This is a genomic window from Microbacterium sp. NPDC056057, from assembly GCF_042266945.1.
GTDB classification, from domain to species: domain Bacteria; phylum Actinomycetota; class Actinomycetes; order Actinomycetales; family Microbacteriaceae; genus Microbacterium; species Microbacterium trichothecenolyticum_C.
Window position 1 is genome coordinate 362,465 of the sequence record NZ_JBHJWS010000004.1, and the last position, 14,988, is coordinate 377,452.

Below are 14,988 nucleotides of genomic sequence, written 5' to 3' on the forward strand. Positions count from 1 at the left end.
ATGACCGACACGACCCGCGACAACGCACTGGCCGTCATCGTCCTGGCCGCAGGGCAGGGCACCCGCATGAAGTCCGCGACGCCGAAGGTGCTGCACCGCATCGGCGGTCGCCCGCTCGTCGGGCACGTGCTCGACACCGCGATCGCCCTCGAGCCCGAGCGCGTGGTCGTGGTGGTGCGCCACGAGCGCGACCTCGTCGCCGAGGCCGTCGTGAGTGCCGTCCCGGGCGTGGTCGTGGTCGACCAGGACGAGGTCCCCGGCACGGGCCGCGCGGTCGAGGTCGCGCTGGACGCCCTCGACGACTTCGCGGGCGACGTGCTCGTGCTGAGCGGTGACGTGCCGCTCCTCGAGGCCGACACGCTCGCGGCGCTCGTGCGCACCCATCGCGACCGCGCCGTGGCCGCGACCGTGCTCAGCGCCTCGCTCGACGACGCCACCGGCTACGGCCGTGTGATCCGGGACGCCGACGGCGCCGTGTCGCGCATCGTCGAGCAGAAGGACGCGACGGCCGACGAGGCATCCGTCACCGAGATCAACGCCGGGGTCTACGTCTTCCAGATGCAGGCGCTGCGCACCGAGCTGGCGCTCGTGGGCACTGCGAACGCGCAGGGCGAGAAGTACCTGACCGACGTCGTGGCGCTGCTGCGCGGCGACGGCCTCCTCGTCGCGGCGCAGACGGCTCCGGATGCCGCGGCCGCCCTGGGCGTCAACGACCGCGTGCAGCTGGCCGAGGCCGCCCGCATCCTGAACGCGCGCACCGTGCGGCGCTGGCAGCTCGAGGGCGTGACGATCCTCGACCCGGCGACGACGTGGATCGACGTGGACGCGAAGCTGGCCCCTGATGTCACGGTGCTGCCGAACACGCACATCCTGCGCGCGACCGTGATCGCGAGCGGTGCGATCGTCGGCCCTGACACGAGCCTCGTCGACTGCGAGGTGGGGGAGGACGCCACCGTCACCCGCACCGACGCGACGCTCGCCGTGATCGGCGCGAAGGCCACCGTGGGGCCCTTCGCCTACCTGCGTCCGGGCACGTATCTCGGCGACATGGGCAAGATCGGCACCTTCGTCGAGACCAAGAACTCCACGATCGGCGAGGCCAGCAAGGTGCCGCACCTGTCGTACATCGGCGACACGACGATCGGCAAGCACGTCAACCTCGGCGCCGGCGCGATCACCGCGAACTACGACGACCTGCACAAGCACCGCACCGAGATCGGTGACGAGGTCCACTCCGGCTCGCACAACGTCTTCGTGGCGCCCGTTAGGATCGGAGACGGCGCGAAGACCGGGGCCGGGGCGGTCATCCGCAAGGATGTGCCCGCCGGTGCCCTCGCTCTCAGCGTCGCCCCTCAGCGCAACGTCGAGGGGTGGGTCGAGAAGAACAGACCGGGTACCGGAGCGGCGGATGTCGCCGCCAAGGCCCGCAGCGCACAGAAGGCGGACGATGGCGCGCAAGAAGAAGACCGTTGAGCTCGACCGGGCGAATGACATCGCCCCGGGACTCGTCGCGAAGACGAAGAAGCGTCTCGTCATCGCACGAGGCAGTTCCCACCCCGAGCTCGCGGCCGAGGTCGCCGCGCAGCTGAGCACGGAGCTGGTGCCGACCGAGTACCGCACCTTCGCGTCGGGCGAGATCCTGACCCGTTTCGAGGTATCGATCCGCGGCTGCGACCTGTTCCTCATCCAGAGCTTCGGGCCGCCGGTCAACGAGTGGATGATGGAGACCCTCATCATGCTCGACGCCGCCAAGCGGGCGTCGGCCAAGCGCATCACCGTCGTCGCGCCGTACTTCCCGTACTCCCGTCAGGACAAGAAGGGCCGCGGCCGCGAGCCGATCAGCGCCCGCCTCGTCGCCGACCTCTTCAAGACGGCGGGCGCCGACCGCGTCATGAGCGTCGACCTGCACGCCGCGCAGATCCAGGGCTTCTTCGACGGCCCCGTCGACCACCTGTTCGCCAAGCCCGTGCTGCTCGAGTACTTCGAGAACACGTTGAGCGCCGAGGACCGTGAGCGCCTCACCGTGGTCTCGCCCGACACCGGCCGGGTGCGCGTGGCCGATCAGTGGTCCGACAGCCTCGGCGCACCGCTCGCGATCATCCACAAGCGCCGCGACCCGAATGTCGCCAACCAGGTCACGGTCAACGAGATCGTCGGTGCCGTCGAGGGGCGCGTCTGCCTCCTGGTCGACGACATGATCGACACCGGCGGCACGATCGTGAAGGCCGCCGAGGCGCTCAAGGCCAACGGTGCGGTCAAGGTGATCGTCGCCGCCACCCACGCGATCTTCAGCGACCCGGCCGCGGAGCGCCTGCAGAGCCCCGCGGTCGATGAGGTCGTCGTGACCGACACGGTGCCGATCCCCGCCGAGAAGCGCTTCGCGACGCTTACGATTCTGCCTATCGCACCTCTGCTCGCACGTGCGATCCACGAAGTGTTCGAGGACGGCTCCGTCACCAGCATGTTCGACGGGGCCGCCTGACGCCGGCGCCGAGTCGGGACCCCGGCTCCGCGGCGGCGACGGAAGGACGATGCAGAGATGTCGCAGCCGCTCGACTCCGCCCCCCTGACGGAAGCCCGGCTGACGGTCGCGCGTCCGTGGGCCATCCCCATCGACGACGTGCTCGCGCACCTCGCTGCGGACGCGGCAGGCCTGCGCGCCGCTGACGCGGCGGAACGCCTCGAGATCGCGGGGCCCAACCGCCTGCCTGAGCCGGTGCGCAAGCCGGCGTGGCTGCGGTTTCTCGCGCACTTCAACGACACGTTGATCTACATCCTGCTGGGTGCCGCGGTCATCAAGGCCCTCATGGGCGACTGGCTCGACTTCTGGGTGATCATGGTGGTCGCGATCATCAACGCGGTGATCGGGTACGTGCAGGAGGGCCGCGCCGAGAAGGCACTCGCGGGCATCCGCGGCATGCTGTCGGCCGACGCCAGCGCGCGGCGCGACGGCGGCTGGGTCACCGTCCCCGCGGCGGACCTCGTGCCCGGCGACGTGGTGCGGCTGATGCCGGGCGACAAGGTGCCGGCCGACCTGCGACTGCTGCAGGCGCATCAGCTGCGCATCGACGAGGCCGCGCTCACGGGGGAGTCGGTGCCGTCGTCCAAGACGACGGATCCGGTGGCGGCCGACGCCGGCGTGGGCGACCGCGGATCGATGGCCTTCTCGGGAACCATCGTGAGCGCCGGCCAGGGCCGTGGGGTCGTCACCGCGACGGGCCCTGTGACCGAGCTCGGCCGCATCCAGAGCCTCGCCGACGAGGCCGACGCGCTGGCCACTCCTCTCACCCGTCAGCTCGACAGCTTCGGCCGCGTGCTCACCGTCGTGATCCTCGGCATGGCGGCGGTCATGATGATGATCGGGCGGTTCCTCCACGGGATGCCGTTCGACGAGCTGATCTCGGCGGCCATCGGCTTCGCCGTCGCGGCGATCCCCGAAGGCCTGCCCGCGCTCGTGACGATCACGCTCGCCATCGGCGTTCAGCAGATGGCCCGCCACAACGCCATCACGCGCAAGCTCCCCGCCGTCGAGGCGCTCGGCTCCGTCACCACCGTCTGCTCCGACAAGACGGGCACGCTCACCCGCAACGAGATGACGGTGCGCCACATCGTCACCCCGCTCGCGGACTATGACGTCACCGGCCTCGGCTACGCGCCCGAGGGCGAGATCATGACGGCGGACGGAGAACCGGATGCCGGGGGCCGCGGCGATCTCGCCGCGATCCTCGCGATCGCGACGCTGTGCAACGACGCGCACATCGTGCGCGCCGACGACGGCTCGTGGAGCCTCGTGGGCGAGCCCACCGAGGGTGCGCTCAAGGCCGTCGCGATCAAGGGCGGCGTCGGGAGCACCGGAGGGCGCAGAGTCGCCGTCATCCCGTTCGACTCCGCCAACAAGCTCATGGCGACCCTCAACGAGGGGGCGCGCTCGGGTGGCGAGGCGGGCGAGGTGTCGCGGGCGATCCTCGTGAAGGGTGCGCCCGACCGACTCCTCGAACGCTCGCTCACACAGCGCGGCGCGAACGGCTCCGAGCCTCTCGACCTGGTGCGCTGGGACGAGGCGGTCGCCAGACTCAGCGCCCAGGGCCTGCGCGTCCTGGCGGCCGCACGCAAGCCGGTGCGTCCCACGACGGACGAGTTCGCGCTCGACGACCTGGTCGACCTCGAGTTCATCGGTCTGTGGGGCATCGTCGATCCGCCCCGGCCCGAGGCCGTCGAGGCGATCGCGGACTGCCACACCGCCGGCATCCGGGTCAAGATGATCACCGGCGACCACGCCGGCACCGCCCTCGCGATCGCGCATGAGATGGGCCTGGCGGGCGCGGACGCGGAGGTGCTGACCGGCGCGGAGCTCGAGGCGCTGAGCCAGGAGCAGCTGCGCGAGGTGGTGCGCGATGTCGACGTGTACGCGCGCACCAGTCCTGAGCACAAGATCCGCATCGTGCGCGCGCTGCAGTCGCACGGCGAGGTCGTCGCGATGACGGGCGACGGCGTCAACGACGCTCCCGCCCTCACGCGCGCCGACGTGGGCATCGCGATGGGCATCAAGGGCACGGAGGCCACGAAGGAGGCGGCCGAGTTCGTGCTCGCCGACGACAACTTCGCGACGATCCGCAGCGCCATCGCCGAGGGCCGCCGCATCTACGACAACCTGCGCAAGTCGATCGTGTTCCTCCTGCCCACGAACGGGGCGCAGTCCCTCGTGATCCTGGTCGCGGTCGTGTTCGGGCTCGCATTGCCGCTCACCAGCGTGCAGGTGCTCTGGGTGAACATGGTCACCGCCGTGACGCTCTCACTCGCCCTGGCGTACGAGCCGGCCGAGCGCGGCATCATGCGCCGGCCGCCCCGCGCGTCCGGCGGTCCGATCATCAACCGCGGCGAGCTCGGCTTCATCCTCATCGTGTCGCTCCTGATCGGCGGCGCGGCGATGGGCGTGTTCTACGGGGTGTACGCGGCGGGAGCGGATCTCGAGGTGGCGCGCACGGAGGCCGTCCTGATGCTCGCGTTCGGGCAGCTCGCGTTCCTCTTCAACTGCCGGTTCCTCACCCGTTCGAGCCTCACCCTCGACGTGCTGCGCGGCAACAGAGTGGTGTGGTGGTCGGCGCTCGCGCTGGTGGTTCTGCAGCTCGTCTACACGTACGTGCCGTTCATGAACGTGCTGTTCGAGTCGCGGCCGCTGGCCGCGGCATCCTGGATCCTCCCGATCGTCGTGTCGATCGGCATCTTCCTCGCGGTGGAGGCGCTGAAGGCGGTGCTGCGTGCGCGGCGGGGCTCATCGGGCTCTGCGGCATCTCTCAAAGGCGGCTCATAGGCGGGCTTGAAAGGATCCAATCCGACGCGGACATCGCGTCGACGCCACGAGCCCGACCCGAGCCAGGAGGACCGTCATGATCCGCACCGCACTCGCTTCCCGCCCCGTCCGCGCCGGAGCGGCCCTCACCGCCGTCGCCGGCATCGCCCTCCTCTCGGGCTGCGCCGCGACCGCCTCCGAGGCCGAAGAGCCCACCACGCCCGACACCGGATCGTCCTCGTCGACCGACACCGGTTCGACCGGGTCCGACACCGGCTCCGGCTCGTACGCCGATGGCACCTACACGGCGGACGGCTCGTACGCGACGCCCGAGTCCGTCGAGACGATCAGCGTCACGGTGACCCTCGAGAACGACGTCATCACCGCCGTCGAGGTGACCGGCGACCCGCAGAAGCGCGAGTCGGAGCAGTACCAGGGCCAGTTCATCGGCGGCATCGCCGACGTGGTGGTCGGGCAGGACATCGACGACATCCAGGTCAGCCGCGTCGCCGGATCGTCGCTCACCAGCAACGGCTTCAACGAGGCGATCGAGGCGATCAAGTCCGAAGCGGCGAGCTAGCCCATGAGCACCGTGCCGGCGTCGTGGCGCTTCGACGCCATCGGCACGACATGGGAGATCGTCACCGAGCGTCCGCTGCCCCCGGCGGTGCGCGACGAGGTGACGGCGCGGATCGATGCGTTCGACCGGGGGTGGTCGCGATTCCGCGACGACTCCGACGTCCGTGCGCTGGCCGGCGGCGCGGGATCCCTTCCTTCGCCCGAGGACGCCGCCCCCATGCTCGACGCCCTCTCCGCCGTGTCGGACGCGACCGGGGGAGCGGTGAACCCGCTCGTCGGGGACTCGCTCGACGCGCTCGGCTATGACGCGCACTACTCGTTCCACGACGCCGGACCGGTGGCCGCGCCGCTCGACTGGCGCGAGCGGCTCACCTGGCGCGACGGCCGGCTCGCCCTCACCGAGCCCGCGACCGTCGATGTCGGCGCACTCGGCAAGGGGCGCCTCGTCGACCTCGTGCTCGGCGTCCTGGTGCGCACCGAGTCCGGAGACCTCACCGTCGACGCCGGCGGCGACCTCGCTGTGCGGGGGCGTCCGCAGCGCATCGGGCTGGAGCATCCGTTCGATCCGCGGCGCGCGATCGGCGTGTGGGAGGTGACGGATGCCGCGCTCTGCGCGTCGGCGATCAACCGGCGCGCGTGGCCGTCGGCGACGGGCACCCCCCTGCACCACGTGCTCGATGCGCGCACGGGGCAGCCGGTGCGGACATACGCAGCGACGTGGGCAGTGGCGACCGACGCGATGACGGCCGACGCGATCGCGACCGCGCTGTTCTTCGACGGCGGCCCGCGCCTCGCGCACGAGTGGGGCGTGGAGTGGGTGCGCATGACCACCGACGGCCGCGTCGAGTGGTCGCCCGGCTGCCGCGCCGAGCTGTTCGTGGGAGCGGGTGTCGGACCCGGGATCGCGCCGGTTTCGCGACCCAATAGCCTTGAGGGGTGAGCGAGTCTTCCTCCGGACACGTCGTCGCGGTCTCCCGCGACGACGCGCATCGTTTCAGCAAGCCGACGCGCGAGAGCATCACCCTCATCGCCGGGATCGGCGTCGAGGGCGACTCCCACGCCGGCGTCACCGTGCAGCACCTTTCGCGCATCAAACGGGACCCCACGACGGCGAACCTCCGGCAGGTGCATCTCATCCACGCCGAACTGTTCGACGACATGGCCGACCGGGGCCACGAGGTGACGCCCGGCGCGCTGGGGGAGAACATCACGACCGCGGGCATCGACCTGCTGGGCCTGTCGCGCGGCACGCGGCTCGAGTTCGGTCAGGACGCGGTGATCGAGATCACCGGGCTCCGAAACCCCTGCACACAGATCAACGGACTCTCGGAAGGCCTCATGAAGGAACTGGTCCACGTCGACGACGCCGGCGCCACGGTGCGCCTGGCGGGCGTCATGTCGGTCGTGCTCGCGGGCGGCGTCGTCCGCCCGGGCGACGGCATCCGTGTCATCCCGCCTGCGGGTCGCTTCGAGCCCCTGCAGCCGGTGTGACTCTATGACGAACCTCACCGCCCTCTGGAACCGTCTCTTCGCGGTGCTCGGCCGCATGTCGATGTACCGCCTCGTCTACTTCGCGCTCGCGGCGCTCGCCGTCGTCGCGCTGCTGCTGTCGATCTTCGACCTCGTCGGCCCCGACCCGCTGCAGCTCATCGCGACGCTCGCCGTGCTGTCGGCCGTGTGCGTGGGGGTGGATGCCGCGGCCCAGCGCGTGCTGAACCTCCCGTGGCGCCTCGAATCGTCGCTCATCACGGCGCACATCCTGCTGTTCGTGCTGCGTCCGACGTACGAGCTCGTTCCGCTCGTCGGGATCGCGATCGCCGCCGCCGTCGCGTCGCTGTCGAAGTACGTCCTGGCCTGGCGCGGCCGCCACATCTTCAACCCCGCGGCGGTCGGCGCGACGGTGCTCACACTGCTGAGCCTCGCGTGGCCCGACCTCGGTGCGTCCTCGTGGTGGGTGGGCACGCCCGCCCTCGCCGCGCCTGTGATCCTGCTCGGCCTCGCCGTGCTCGTGCGCACCGAGAAGGTGCGCGTCATCCTCGTGTTCCTCGTGACCGCCGTGGCCGTCGCGGTCATCCGCACCTCGGTGCAGTACCAGGACGCGGGCGTCGAGATCGAGGTGCTCGACCTCCTCTGGCCCGTGCTGTGGTCGTCGCCGTTCCTCTTCCTCGGCGCGTTCATGCTGTCGGAGCCGCTGACGCTCCCGCCTCGGCGCTGGCAGCAGTTCGTCGTCGCCGGCGTCGTCGGTGTGCTCGCCGGGTGGCCGATCGCGATCGGCGACATCACCCTCGGGCAGGAGCGCGCGCTCCTCATCGGCAACCTGGTGGCCTTCGCGTTCGCGGTCCGCACCGCCGTGCGGCTCACGCTCGTCGCACGGGCCGAACCGACCCCCTCCGTCCAGGAGCTCACGTTCCGCGTGCACGACCGGCTCGCGTTCCTCCCCGGCCAATACCTCGAGCTCGAGGTGCCGCACCGCCACCCCGACGCGCGCGGCACCCGCCGGGAGTTCAGCATCGCGTCGGCGCCCGCCGACCTGCCGTTCGTGAAGGTCGCCTTCAAAGAGGGCAAGACCACGAAGCCGCTGAGCTCGTACAAGAAGGCGCTCGCGCTGGTGGAGCCGGGCGACGAGCTCGCGATCACCGGCGTCTGGGGCGATTTCCTGCTCCCCAAGCGCGATGCCGCGCCGATCCTGATGGTCGCGGCGGGCATCGGCGTGACGCCGTTCGTGTCGCAGCTCGGCCAGGGAACCGCGAAGGGCATGGACCGCGACGTGGTCCTGGTCTACGTCGCGTCCGATTCCTCGGAGCTCGCCTACCGCGACGAGATCGAGGCATCCGGAGTCCGCGTCGTGGTGTTCACGCGCGACCGGCCTGCCGAACTGCCCGCCCACTGGATGTGGGCGCAGGGCGTCCGCCTGGACGCCGAGGGCCTCGTGCGTGTGGTCCCCGACATCGCATCGCGCCACGCGTACATCTCGGGTCCTGCGGGTCTGATCGCCGAGCTCGCCCCCGCGCTCGAGAAGGCCCGCTCGATCACGACCGACGCCTTCAGCGGCTACTGACCCGCCTCCTCGCGCCCGCTCCCGGGGCGGCCCGGCGCCTCGTGCCGGCGCTTAGTGCCGGCGAGAGTACAGCTGGTGGACGAGAGGGTGGTTGGTTCCCTACCACTCGGCGATCAGCTGTACTCTCGCGGAAACGGGGGTGCCGCCGGGACGACCGGGCAGGGGTCAGTTCGCCACCGGGTCGGCGGGGCGGGCCGGCAGGCGGACCTCGAAGGTCGTGTCGCCGGGCTTGCTGGCGACACGGATGCTGCCGCCGTGGGCGTCCACGATGGCCCGGGCGATCGACAGGCCGAGGCCGGTGCCGCCGGTCTGGCGGGCACGGGAGCGGTCGGCGCGCGAGAAGCGTTCGAACAGCTCGTCCTTGAGGGACGGATCGATGCCGGGGCCGTCGTCGTGCACGCGGAGGATCGCGTCCTTGCCGTTGCGAGAGACGCCCACCGTCACCGTCGTGCCGGCCGGCGTGTGGGTGCGGGCGTTGGCGAGCAGGTTCGCGGCGACCTGGTGCAGGCGCCCGGCGTCGCCGGCGATGAGCACCGGCTCGTCACCGACCTCGAGCACCCACTCGTGGTCGGGACCGGTCGGCGTGACGTCGCCCACGGCGTCGATCGCGAGGCGTGTCAGGTCGACGGTGCCGTAGACGAGCTCCTGGCCCTCGTCGAGCCGCGCGAGCAGCAGCAGGTCCTCGACGAGCGAGGTCATGCGCAGCGACTGCGCCTGGATGCGTTCGAGCGACGCCTCGGTCGTCTCGAGGGCCGTGCTCTGACCGCGGCTGAGCGCGGTGAGCGACAGCTCGGAGTAGCCGCGGATCGACGCCAGCGGCGTCCGCAGCTCGTGGCTGGCGTCGGCGACGAAGCTGCGCATGCGCTCCTCGTTGCGCTGGCGCGCGGTGAGCGACTCGTCGACGTGGTCGAGCAGGGTGTTGAGGGCCGCGCCCACGCGGCCGACCTCGGTGCGCGGGTCGGACTGGCGCACGGGGACGCGCTCGGCGATCGAGACCTCGCCCTGGTCGAGCTGCAGCACCGACACGCGTGCCGCGGTGTCGGCGACGGCGCGCAGCGGTGCGAGCCCCCGGCGGATCGTCCACGAGGTCGCGACGGCGAGCAGCAGCAGGCCGCCCGCGGTGAGCAGGCCGATCGTGATGAGCATGCGCGTGAGGGTCTCGGTGATCCCGGCACGCGACAAGCCGACGATGATGGTCGTGCCGCCGAACGACACGCCTTCGATGCGGTACGTGCCGAGTTCGTCGATCGTCACGACGAGCTGGCCGCGCTGCCCCTGAGCGCTGTCGTTGATCTCGGTGATCTGGTCGTCGGTCAGAGCGACCACGTCGCCGTTCTGGTCGACGACGGCCGCGCTGGCGTCTCCCGGCAGCGACTGCACGGCGAGGAAGTAGCCGGCCTGGCGCGGTTGCTGCTCGAGGATCTGCTCCGCGGTGAGGCCTCCCGCGACGGGACCCCGCAGATACTCGACGCTCTGGCGCTCGGCCTTCACCTCGGCGTCGAGCTGCTGCTCCAGCACCTGCCCCAGGATCGCACTCGTCGCCACCGCGACGAGCACCAGGATGAACGAGGTGATGCCGACCACCGTGACGATCAGCTTGCGCTGCAGGGTCCAGGGTGCTCGGCGGGGGAGGGCGTCTCTGGTGTCCAGCTCGGGAGGAGCGGATGCCTCGGCCTGCGCGCCCGCGCCGGTCGAGGCTGGGCCCACGCGCCCGGAGGCTCCGCCCGGCGCGCCAGCGCCGCGTGGAGGGGGCGTGGGGACCGTCGTCCCCGTCGTCGTGGGGTCGGGAGTCTTCTGGTCCGTCACTGCGGCGCCTTGATCATGTAGCCGACGCCGCGCACGGTGTGGATGAGGGGTTCGAGTCCCGCGTCGATCTTCTTTCGGAGGTACGAGATGTAGAGCTCGACGACGCTCGAGCGGCCACCGAAGTCGTAGTTCCAGACGCGGTCGAGGATCTGCGCCTTCGACACGACGCGGCGCTGGTTGCGCATGAGGTAGCGGAGCAGCTCGAACTCGGTCGCGGTGAGCTCGATCTCGGTGCCGGCGCGCTCGACCTCGTGGCTGTCCTCGTTGAGGGTGAGGTCGCCGACGCGGAGGATCGGCTCGGCGCCTGCGGCGTGCGCGGTGCCGGCGCGGCGCATGAGCCCGCGAAGGCGCGCCACGACCTCTTCGAGGCTGAACGGCTTGGTGACGTAGTCGTCGCCGCCCGCGGTGAGCCCCGCGACGCGGTCGCTGACGGCGTCCTTCGCGGTGAGGAACAGCACCGGCACGTCGTCGCCCGCCTGACGCAGCCGCTGCAGCACGGACATGCCGTCGAGGTCGGGCATCATGATGTCGAGCACCATCGCGTCGGGCTCGAAGTCCCGCGCCGACTGCAGCGCCTCGAAGCCGGAGCCCGCGGTGCGGACCTCCCATCCCTCCATGCGCAGCGCCATCGACAGCAGGTCGGTGAGCATCTGCTCGTCGTCGACCACGAGGACGCGGAGGTTCGAGCCGTCGGGACGCAGCAGGACGGGTGCGGGGTTGGTCATGCGTCCATTGTGCGGGCCTTCCTATGCGATTCCTATGGAGCGCGCTATGCGCCGGCTGTGAAATCCGCGGACGGTGGGGACGAGAACGGATGCCGCGTTCCATAACCTCCCCATAGCTCCCACTGGCGGCGCGCATCACGCCGCTCCGTAGCGTCACGTCGACGGCCGGCATTCCGCCCGCCAAGAGGAGACCCATGTACTTCACCTATCTGCGGCGGGAGCTGGCCGGCCGCAAGAAGCAGACGATCATCGTGGCCGCCGGGCTCGCGATCGCGATCGCCCTCGTCATGATCGTGAACTCGCTCGCCGCGGGCGTGAGCGCCGCGCAGGCGAAGGCGCTCGAGTCCGTGTACGGGGTCGGCACCGACCTCACGGTGACCGGTGCACAGGCGGAGCCCGGCCAGGGCGGTGCCCGGTTCGACTTCGGCCAGGACGGCGGGTCGACCACCGACGACGGCACCACCGAGCTCAGCCAGTCGCGGCTCGTGACCGAGCCGATGCGGTCGACGCTCGACGCCTCGACGCTCGACACCGTGACGGGCGTCGAGGGCGTGTCCGCGGCATCCGCAGCCCTCAGCCTCACCAACATGACGTTCTCCGGGGAGCTCCCGCAGCGTCCCGATGACTCGACGGACTCCGGCACGGGCACGCAGGGCCAGCCCCCGCAGCAGAGCGAGGGCGGGGGCGGCGGCTTCGGGGGCGGCTCCTTCGGCGTGGACTCGTTCACGGTGCTCGGCATCGACCCGTCGGCGGACGCCGTCGGCCCGCTGTCCGCCGTGGAGGTCTCGGACGGCCGCGGTCTCGAGGCATCCGACGAGGGCGCGTACGTCGCCGTGCTCGACGCGACCTACGCGTCGACCGCCGACCTCGCGGTCGGCGACACGATCGACGTCGGCGGCCAGGAGTTCGAGGTCGTGGGGATCATCGCCTCGACCTCGGACGAGGCCGACACCGCCTCCAACGTGTACATCCCGCTGGGCGTCGCGCAGGAGCTCTCCGGCGCCGGCGACGTCGTGTCCACCGTGTACGTGCAGGCCGAGTCCTCCGACGCCATCGCGTCGGTGCAGGCGGCCCTCCAGGAGGAGCTTCCGGACGCCACCGTGAGCTCGCAGGCGGACCTCGCCTCGACCGTGTCCGGATCGCTGTCGAGCGCCTCCACCCTCATCACGAACCTGGGCACGTGGCTCTCGCTCATCGTGCTCGCCGTCGCGCTCGTGCTCGCGGTGCTGTTCACGATCTCAGGCGTCTCGCGCCGTACCCGCGAGTTCGGCACGCTCAAGGCCATCGGCTGGTCGAACGGCCGCGTGGTCGGCCAGGTGGCGGGGGAGTCGGTCGTGCAGGGGGCGATCGGCGGCGTCATCGGCCTCGTCATCGGCTTCGCCGGCATCATCGCCATCAACCTCATCTCGCCGACGATCTCGACGGCGCCGGCGGCGCAGGGCTTCAGCCCCGACGGCGGTCCGACGGGCCCGATGGGCGGTGGCGGCGGTGCGTTCGGCGGCGTCATGCAGTCCGCGGGCACCGACATCGTGCTGTCGGCGCCGATCACCCTCTGGGTCGTCGTCGCGGCGGTCGGGATCGCGGTGCTCGGCGGCCTGGTCGCCGGCGCGTTCGGCGGCTGGCGCGCAGCTCGGCTCAGCCCCGCCGAGGCCCTGCGATCGGTGGGTTGAGGCATCCCATGTCCGGCATCATCCCCACCGCACCCGAATCCACCTCACCGACGGGAGAGCACGTCATGACCATGATCGACACCGAGCCGGCCGCGGCTCCGGATGCTGCGCCCCAGGCGCACTACCGCCTCGAAGGCGTCACCCGCACCTACACGCAGAAAGGCCGCGTCGTGAAGGCGCTCGCCGGCGTCGACCTGACGATCGATGCGGGCGACTTCGTCACGATCCAGGGCCCGACCGGCGGCGGCAAGTCGACGCTGCTGCAGCTGCTCGGCGCGCTCGACCGCCCGACCACCGGCTCGGTGCACCTGGGCGAGATCGACATCGCCACCGCGGACAACCGCGAGCTCGGCCGCATCCGCGCGCACGAGATCGGCTTCGTGTTCCAGGGCTTCAACCTCATCCCCACCCTCACCGCGCACGAGAACGTCGACATGGCGCTCGAGCCGCTGGGGCTGTCGAAGGACGAGCGCGCCGCCCGTGTCACCGAGGCGCTCACGCATGTCGGACTCGCCGAGCGCGCCGACCACCGCCCCGGCGAGCTGTCCGGCGGTCAGCAGCAGCGCGTCGCGATCGCACGGGCGATCGTCAAGCGGCCGCGCGTGCTCCTCGCCGACGAGCCGACGGGCAACCTCGACGAGAGCATGCGCGACGAGATCCTCGCGGTGCTGCAGTCGCTCAACGACGAGGGGCTCACCCTCATCGTCGTGACGCACGACTCGGCCGTCGCGCGTCGCGCCCGACGCCGTCTGCGCCTCGACAAGGGCACGGTGCGCGACATCACGCGCTGATCAGGGCCGGGCCGGGCGTCATCCGGCCGAGCGGACGAAGGCCGCGATGCGATCGAACAGCGCGTCGCGGCCTTCGTCGATCTGCTGCGCCTCGGGGTTCGCGTCGTAGTACGCGAGGATGCGCCGCGCACCCTCGTCGAACGTGATCGTGGTGCGGAACTCGGGCACGAGCTGCTGCACCTTCGACACGTCGAAGACCATCGAGTGCGCCTTGTCGCCGATGAGGGTCGGCCCGAGCTCGGGCTCGAACGCGGCGATCGTGTCGGAGGCGACGTGCACGAGGTCCGGGGAGGCCACACCCGCGGCATCGGCCAGCCACCCGTAGATCTGGTTCCAGCTCGGCGCGTGCGTGCCGGTGATCGTGAACGCCTCGCCGATCGCGGCGGGATTGCCGAGCAGGCCCGTGAACGCGACCGCGAAGTCGTCGCTGTGCGTGATGGTCCACAGGCTCGTGCCGTCGCCGTGCACGATGACCGGGCGCCCCTCGCGCATGCGGGCGATGTCGGTCCAGTGGCCGAGGGTCGGCAGCAGCCGCTCGTCGTAGGTGTGGGACGGGCGGATGATCGTGACGGGCAGACCACGCTCGCGATGGGCGGCGACCAGCACGTCTTCGCACGCGATCTTGTCGCGCGAGTACTGCCAGTACGGGTTGCGCAGCGGCGTCGACTCGGTCACCGGCAGCCGGCGCGGCGGCTTCTCGTACGCGGAGGCGGAGCTGATGAACACATACTGGCCGGTGCGCCCCTCGAACAGGTCGAGGTCGGTCGCGATGTGCGCGGGCGAGAACGCCAGGAACTCGGCGACCACATCGAAACGACGATCGCCGATCGCGGCGCGGACGGCAGCGGCATCGCGGATGTCGGCCTCGATGAGCTCGACCTCCGGCGGGAGGGGCCGCCGGGCGCCGCCGCGGTTCAGGACCGCGACGTCGTGCCCGAGGGCGACGGAGCGGCGCACGCACGCCGCGCTGATGGTTCCGGTGCCGCCGATGTAGAGGATGCTCGTCACCTTCGCGAGCCTACGCCGCTCCGGCCACCCGCCACGGCCTCGGGGACTCCTCCGGGTGAAC

Annotated in this window: 12 protein-coding genes; 9 read left to right on the forward strand and 3 right to left on the reverse strand. The window is 71.2% G+C overall.

Translation table 11 applies throughout. The features are described 5' to 3' along the window. The 7 genes from glmU to ACFC1K_RS18035 all read left to right on the forward strand — a co-directional run bounded on the left by glmU (nt 1) and on the right by ACFC1K_RS18035 (nt 8,927). On the forward strand, nt 1-1,473 hold the full coding sequence (glmU, locus tag ACFC1K_RS18005) for a bifunctional UDP-N-acetylglucosamine diphosphorylase/glucosamine-1-phosphate N-acetyltransferase GlmU (protein WP_375872660.1): 1,473 nt from the start codon (nt 1-3) through the stop codon (nt 1,471-1,473). After that, entirely contained in the window at nt 1,448-2,482 is a 1,035-nt protein-coding gene (locus ACFC1K_RS18010; protein WP_375872661.1) for a ribose-phosphate diphosphokinase, read from the forward strand. The genes glmU and ACFC1K_RS18010 overlap by 26 nt, the downstream gene beginning before the upstream one ends. 57 nt (nt 2,483-2,539) lie before the next feature. After that, the gene (locus ACFC1K_RS18015) at nt 2,540-5,311 is read left to right on the forward strand and encodes an HAD-IC family P-type ATPase (protein ID WP_375872662.1); all 2,772 of its coding nucleotides are present in this window, start codon (nt 2,540-2,542) and stop codon (nt 5,309-5,311) included. A gap of 76 nt (nt 5,312-5,387) precedes the next feature. Further along, complete coding sequence (locus ACFC1K_RS18020; RefSeq protein ID WP_375872663.1) at nt 5,388-5,870, forward strand: FMN-binding protein; 483 nt, start codon at nt 5,388-5,390, stop codon at nt 5,868-5,870. Between the two features lie 3 nt (nt 5,871-5,873). Then, entirely contained in the window at nt 5,874-6,809 is a 936-nt protein-coding gene (locus ACFC1K_RS18025) for an FAD:protein FMN transferase (RefSeq protein WP_375872664.1), read from the forward strand. Beyond that, entirely contained in the window at nt 6,806-7,360 is a 555-nt protein-coding gene (locus ACFC1K_RS18030; protein WP_375872665.1) for an MOSC domain-containing protein, read from the forward strand. The genes ACFC1K_RS18025 and ACFC1K_RS18030 overlap by 4 nt, the downstream gene beginning before the upstream one ends. A gap of 4 nt (nt 7,361-7,364) precedes the next feature. Beyond that, entirely contained in the window at nt 7,365-8,927 is a 1,563-nt protein-coding gene (locus ACFC1K_RS18035) for an FAD-dependent oxidoreductase (protein ID WP_375872666.1), read from the forward strand. Nucleotides 8,928-9,092: 165 nt separating this feature from the next. Here the strand turns inward: ACFC1K_RS18035 and ACFC1K_RS18040 are convergent, their stop codons facing one another. After that, nucleotides 9,093-10,634 carry a sensor histidine kinase gene (locus ACFC1K_RS18040; RefSeq protein WP_375872667.1) on the reverse strand — a complete coding sequence of 514 codons (1,542 nt, stop codon included), beginning with the start codon at nt 10,632-10,634 and terminating at the stop codon, nt 9,093-9,095. Nucleotides 10,635-10,729: 95 nt separating this feature from the next. Further along, the gene (locus tag ACFC1K_RS18045) at nt 10,730-11,458 is read right to left on the reverse strand and encodes a response regulator transcription factor (RefSeq protein WP_375872668.1); all 729 of its coding nucleotides are present in this window, start codon (nt 11,456-11,458) and stop codon (nt 10,730-10,732) included. A 194-nt stretch (nt 11,459-11,652) separates the two neighbouring features. Between ACFC1K_RS18045 and ACFC1K_RS18050 the strand changes: the two genes are divergently transcribed. Next, nucleotides 11,653-13,128, forward strand: a complete 1,476-nt coding sequence (locus ACFC1K_RS18050) for an ABC transporter permease (protein WP_375872669.1) — start codon at nt 11,653-11,655, stop codon at nt 13,126-13,128. A gap of 65 nt (nt 13,129-13,193) precedes the next feature. Beyond that, a complete protein-coding gene (locus tag ACFC1K_RS18055) occupies nt 13,194-13,919 on the forward strand; it encodes an ABC transporter ATP-binding protein (RefSeq protein WP_310292298.1) in 726 nt (241 codons plus the stop codon). Between the two features lie 18 nt (nt 13,920-13,937). On the opposite strand, the gene ACFC1K_RS18060 is transcribed toward ACFC1K_RS18055, so the two are convergent. Next, nucleotides 13,938-14,927, reverse strand: a complete 990-nt coding sequence (locus ACFC1K_RS18060) for an SDR family oxidoreductase (RefSeq protein WP_375872670.1) — start codon at nt 14,925-14,927, stop codon at nt 13,938-13,940. Between the last annotated feature and the right edge of the window lie 61 nt (nt 14,928-14,988).

Coding starts and splice junctions, on each gene's coding strand:
- ACFC1K_RS18055 (WP_310292298.1), top strand. CDS start 13,194: ATGACCATGATCGACACCGAGCCGGCCGCGGCTCCGGATGCTGCGCCC.
- ACFC1K_RS18020 (WP_375872663.1), top strand. CDS start 5,388: ATGATCCGCACCGCACTCGCTTCCCGCCCCGTCCGCGCCGGAGCGGCC.
- ACFC1K_RS18025 (WP_375872664.1), top strand. CDS start 5,874: ATGAGCACCGTGCCGGCGTCGTGGCGCTTCGACGCCATCGGCACGACA.
- ACFC1K_RS18015 (WP_375872662.1), top strand. CDS start 2,540: ATGTCGCAGCCGCTCGACTCCGCCCCCCTGACGGAAGCCCGGCTGACG.
- ACFC1K_RS18010 (WP_375872661.1), top strand. CDS start 1,448: ATGGCGCGCAAGAAGAAGACCGTTGAGCTCGACCGGGCGAATGACATC.
- ACFC1K_RS18045 (WP_375872668.1), bottom strand. CDS start 11,458: ATGACCAACCCCGCACCCGTCCTGCTGCGTCCCGACGGCTCGAACCTC.
- glmU (WP_375872660.1), top strand. CDS start 1: ATGACCGACACGACCCGCGACAACGCACTGGCCGTCATCGTCCTGGCC.
- ACFC1K_RS18035 (WP_375872666.1), top strand. CDS start 7,365: ATGACGAACCTCACCGCCCTCTGGAACCGTCTCTTCGCGGTGCTCGGC.
- ACFC1K_RS18050 (WP_375872669.1), top strand. CDS start 11,653: ATGTACTTCACCTATCTGCGGCGGGAGCTGGCCGGCCGCAAGAAGCAG.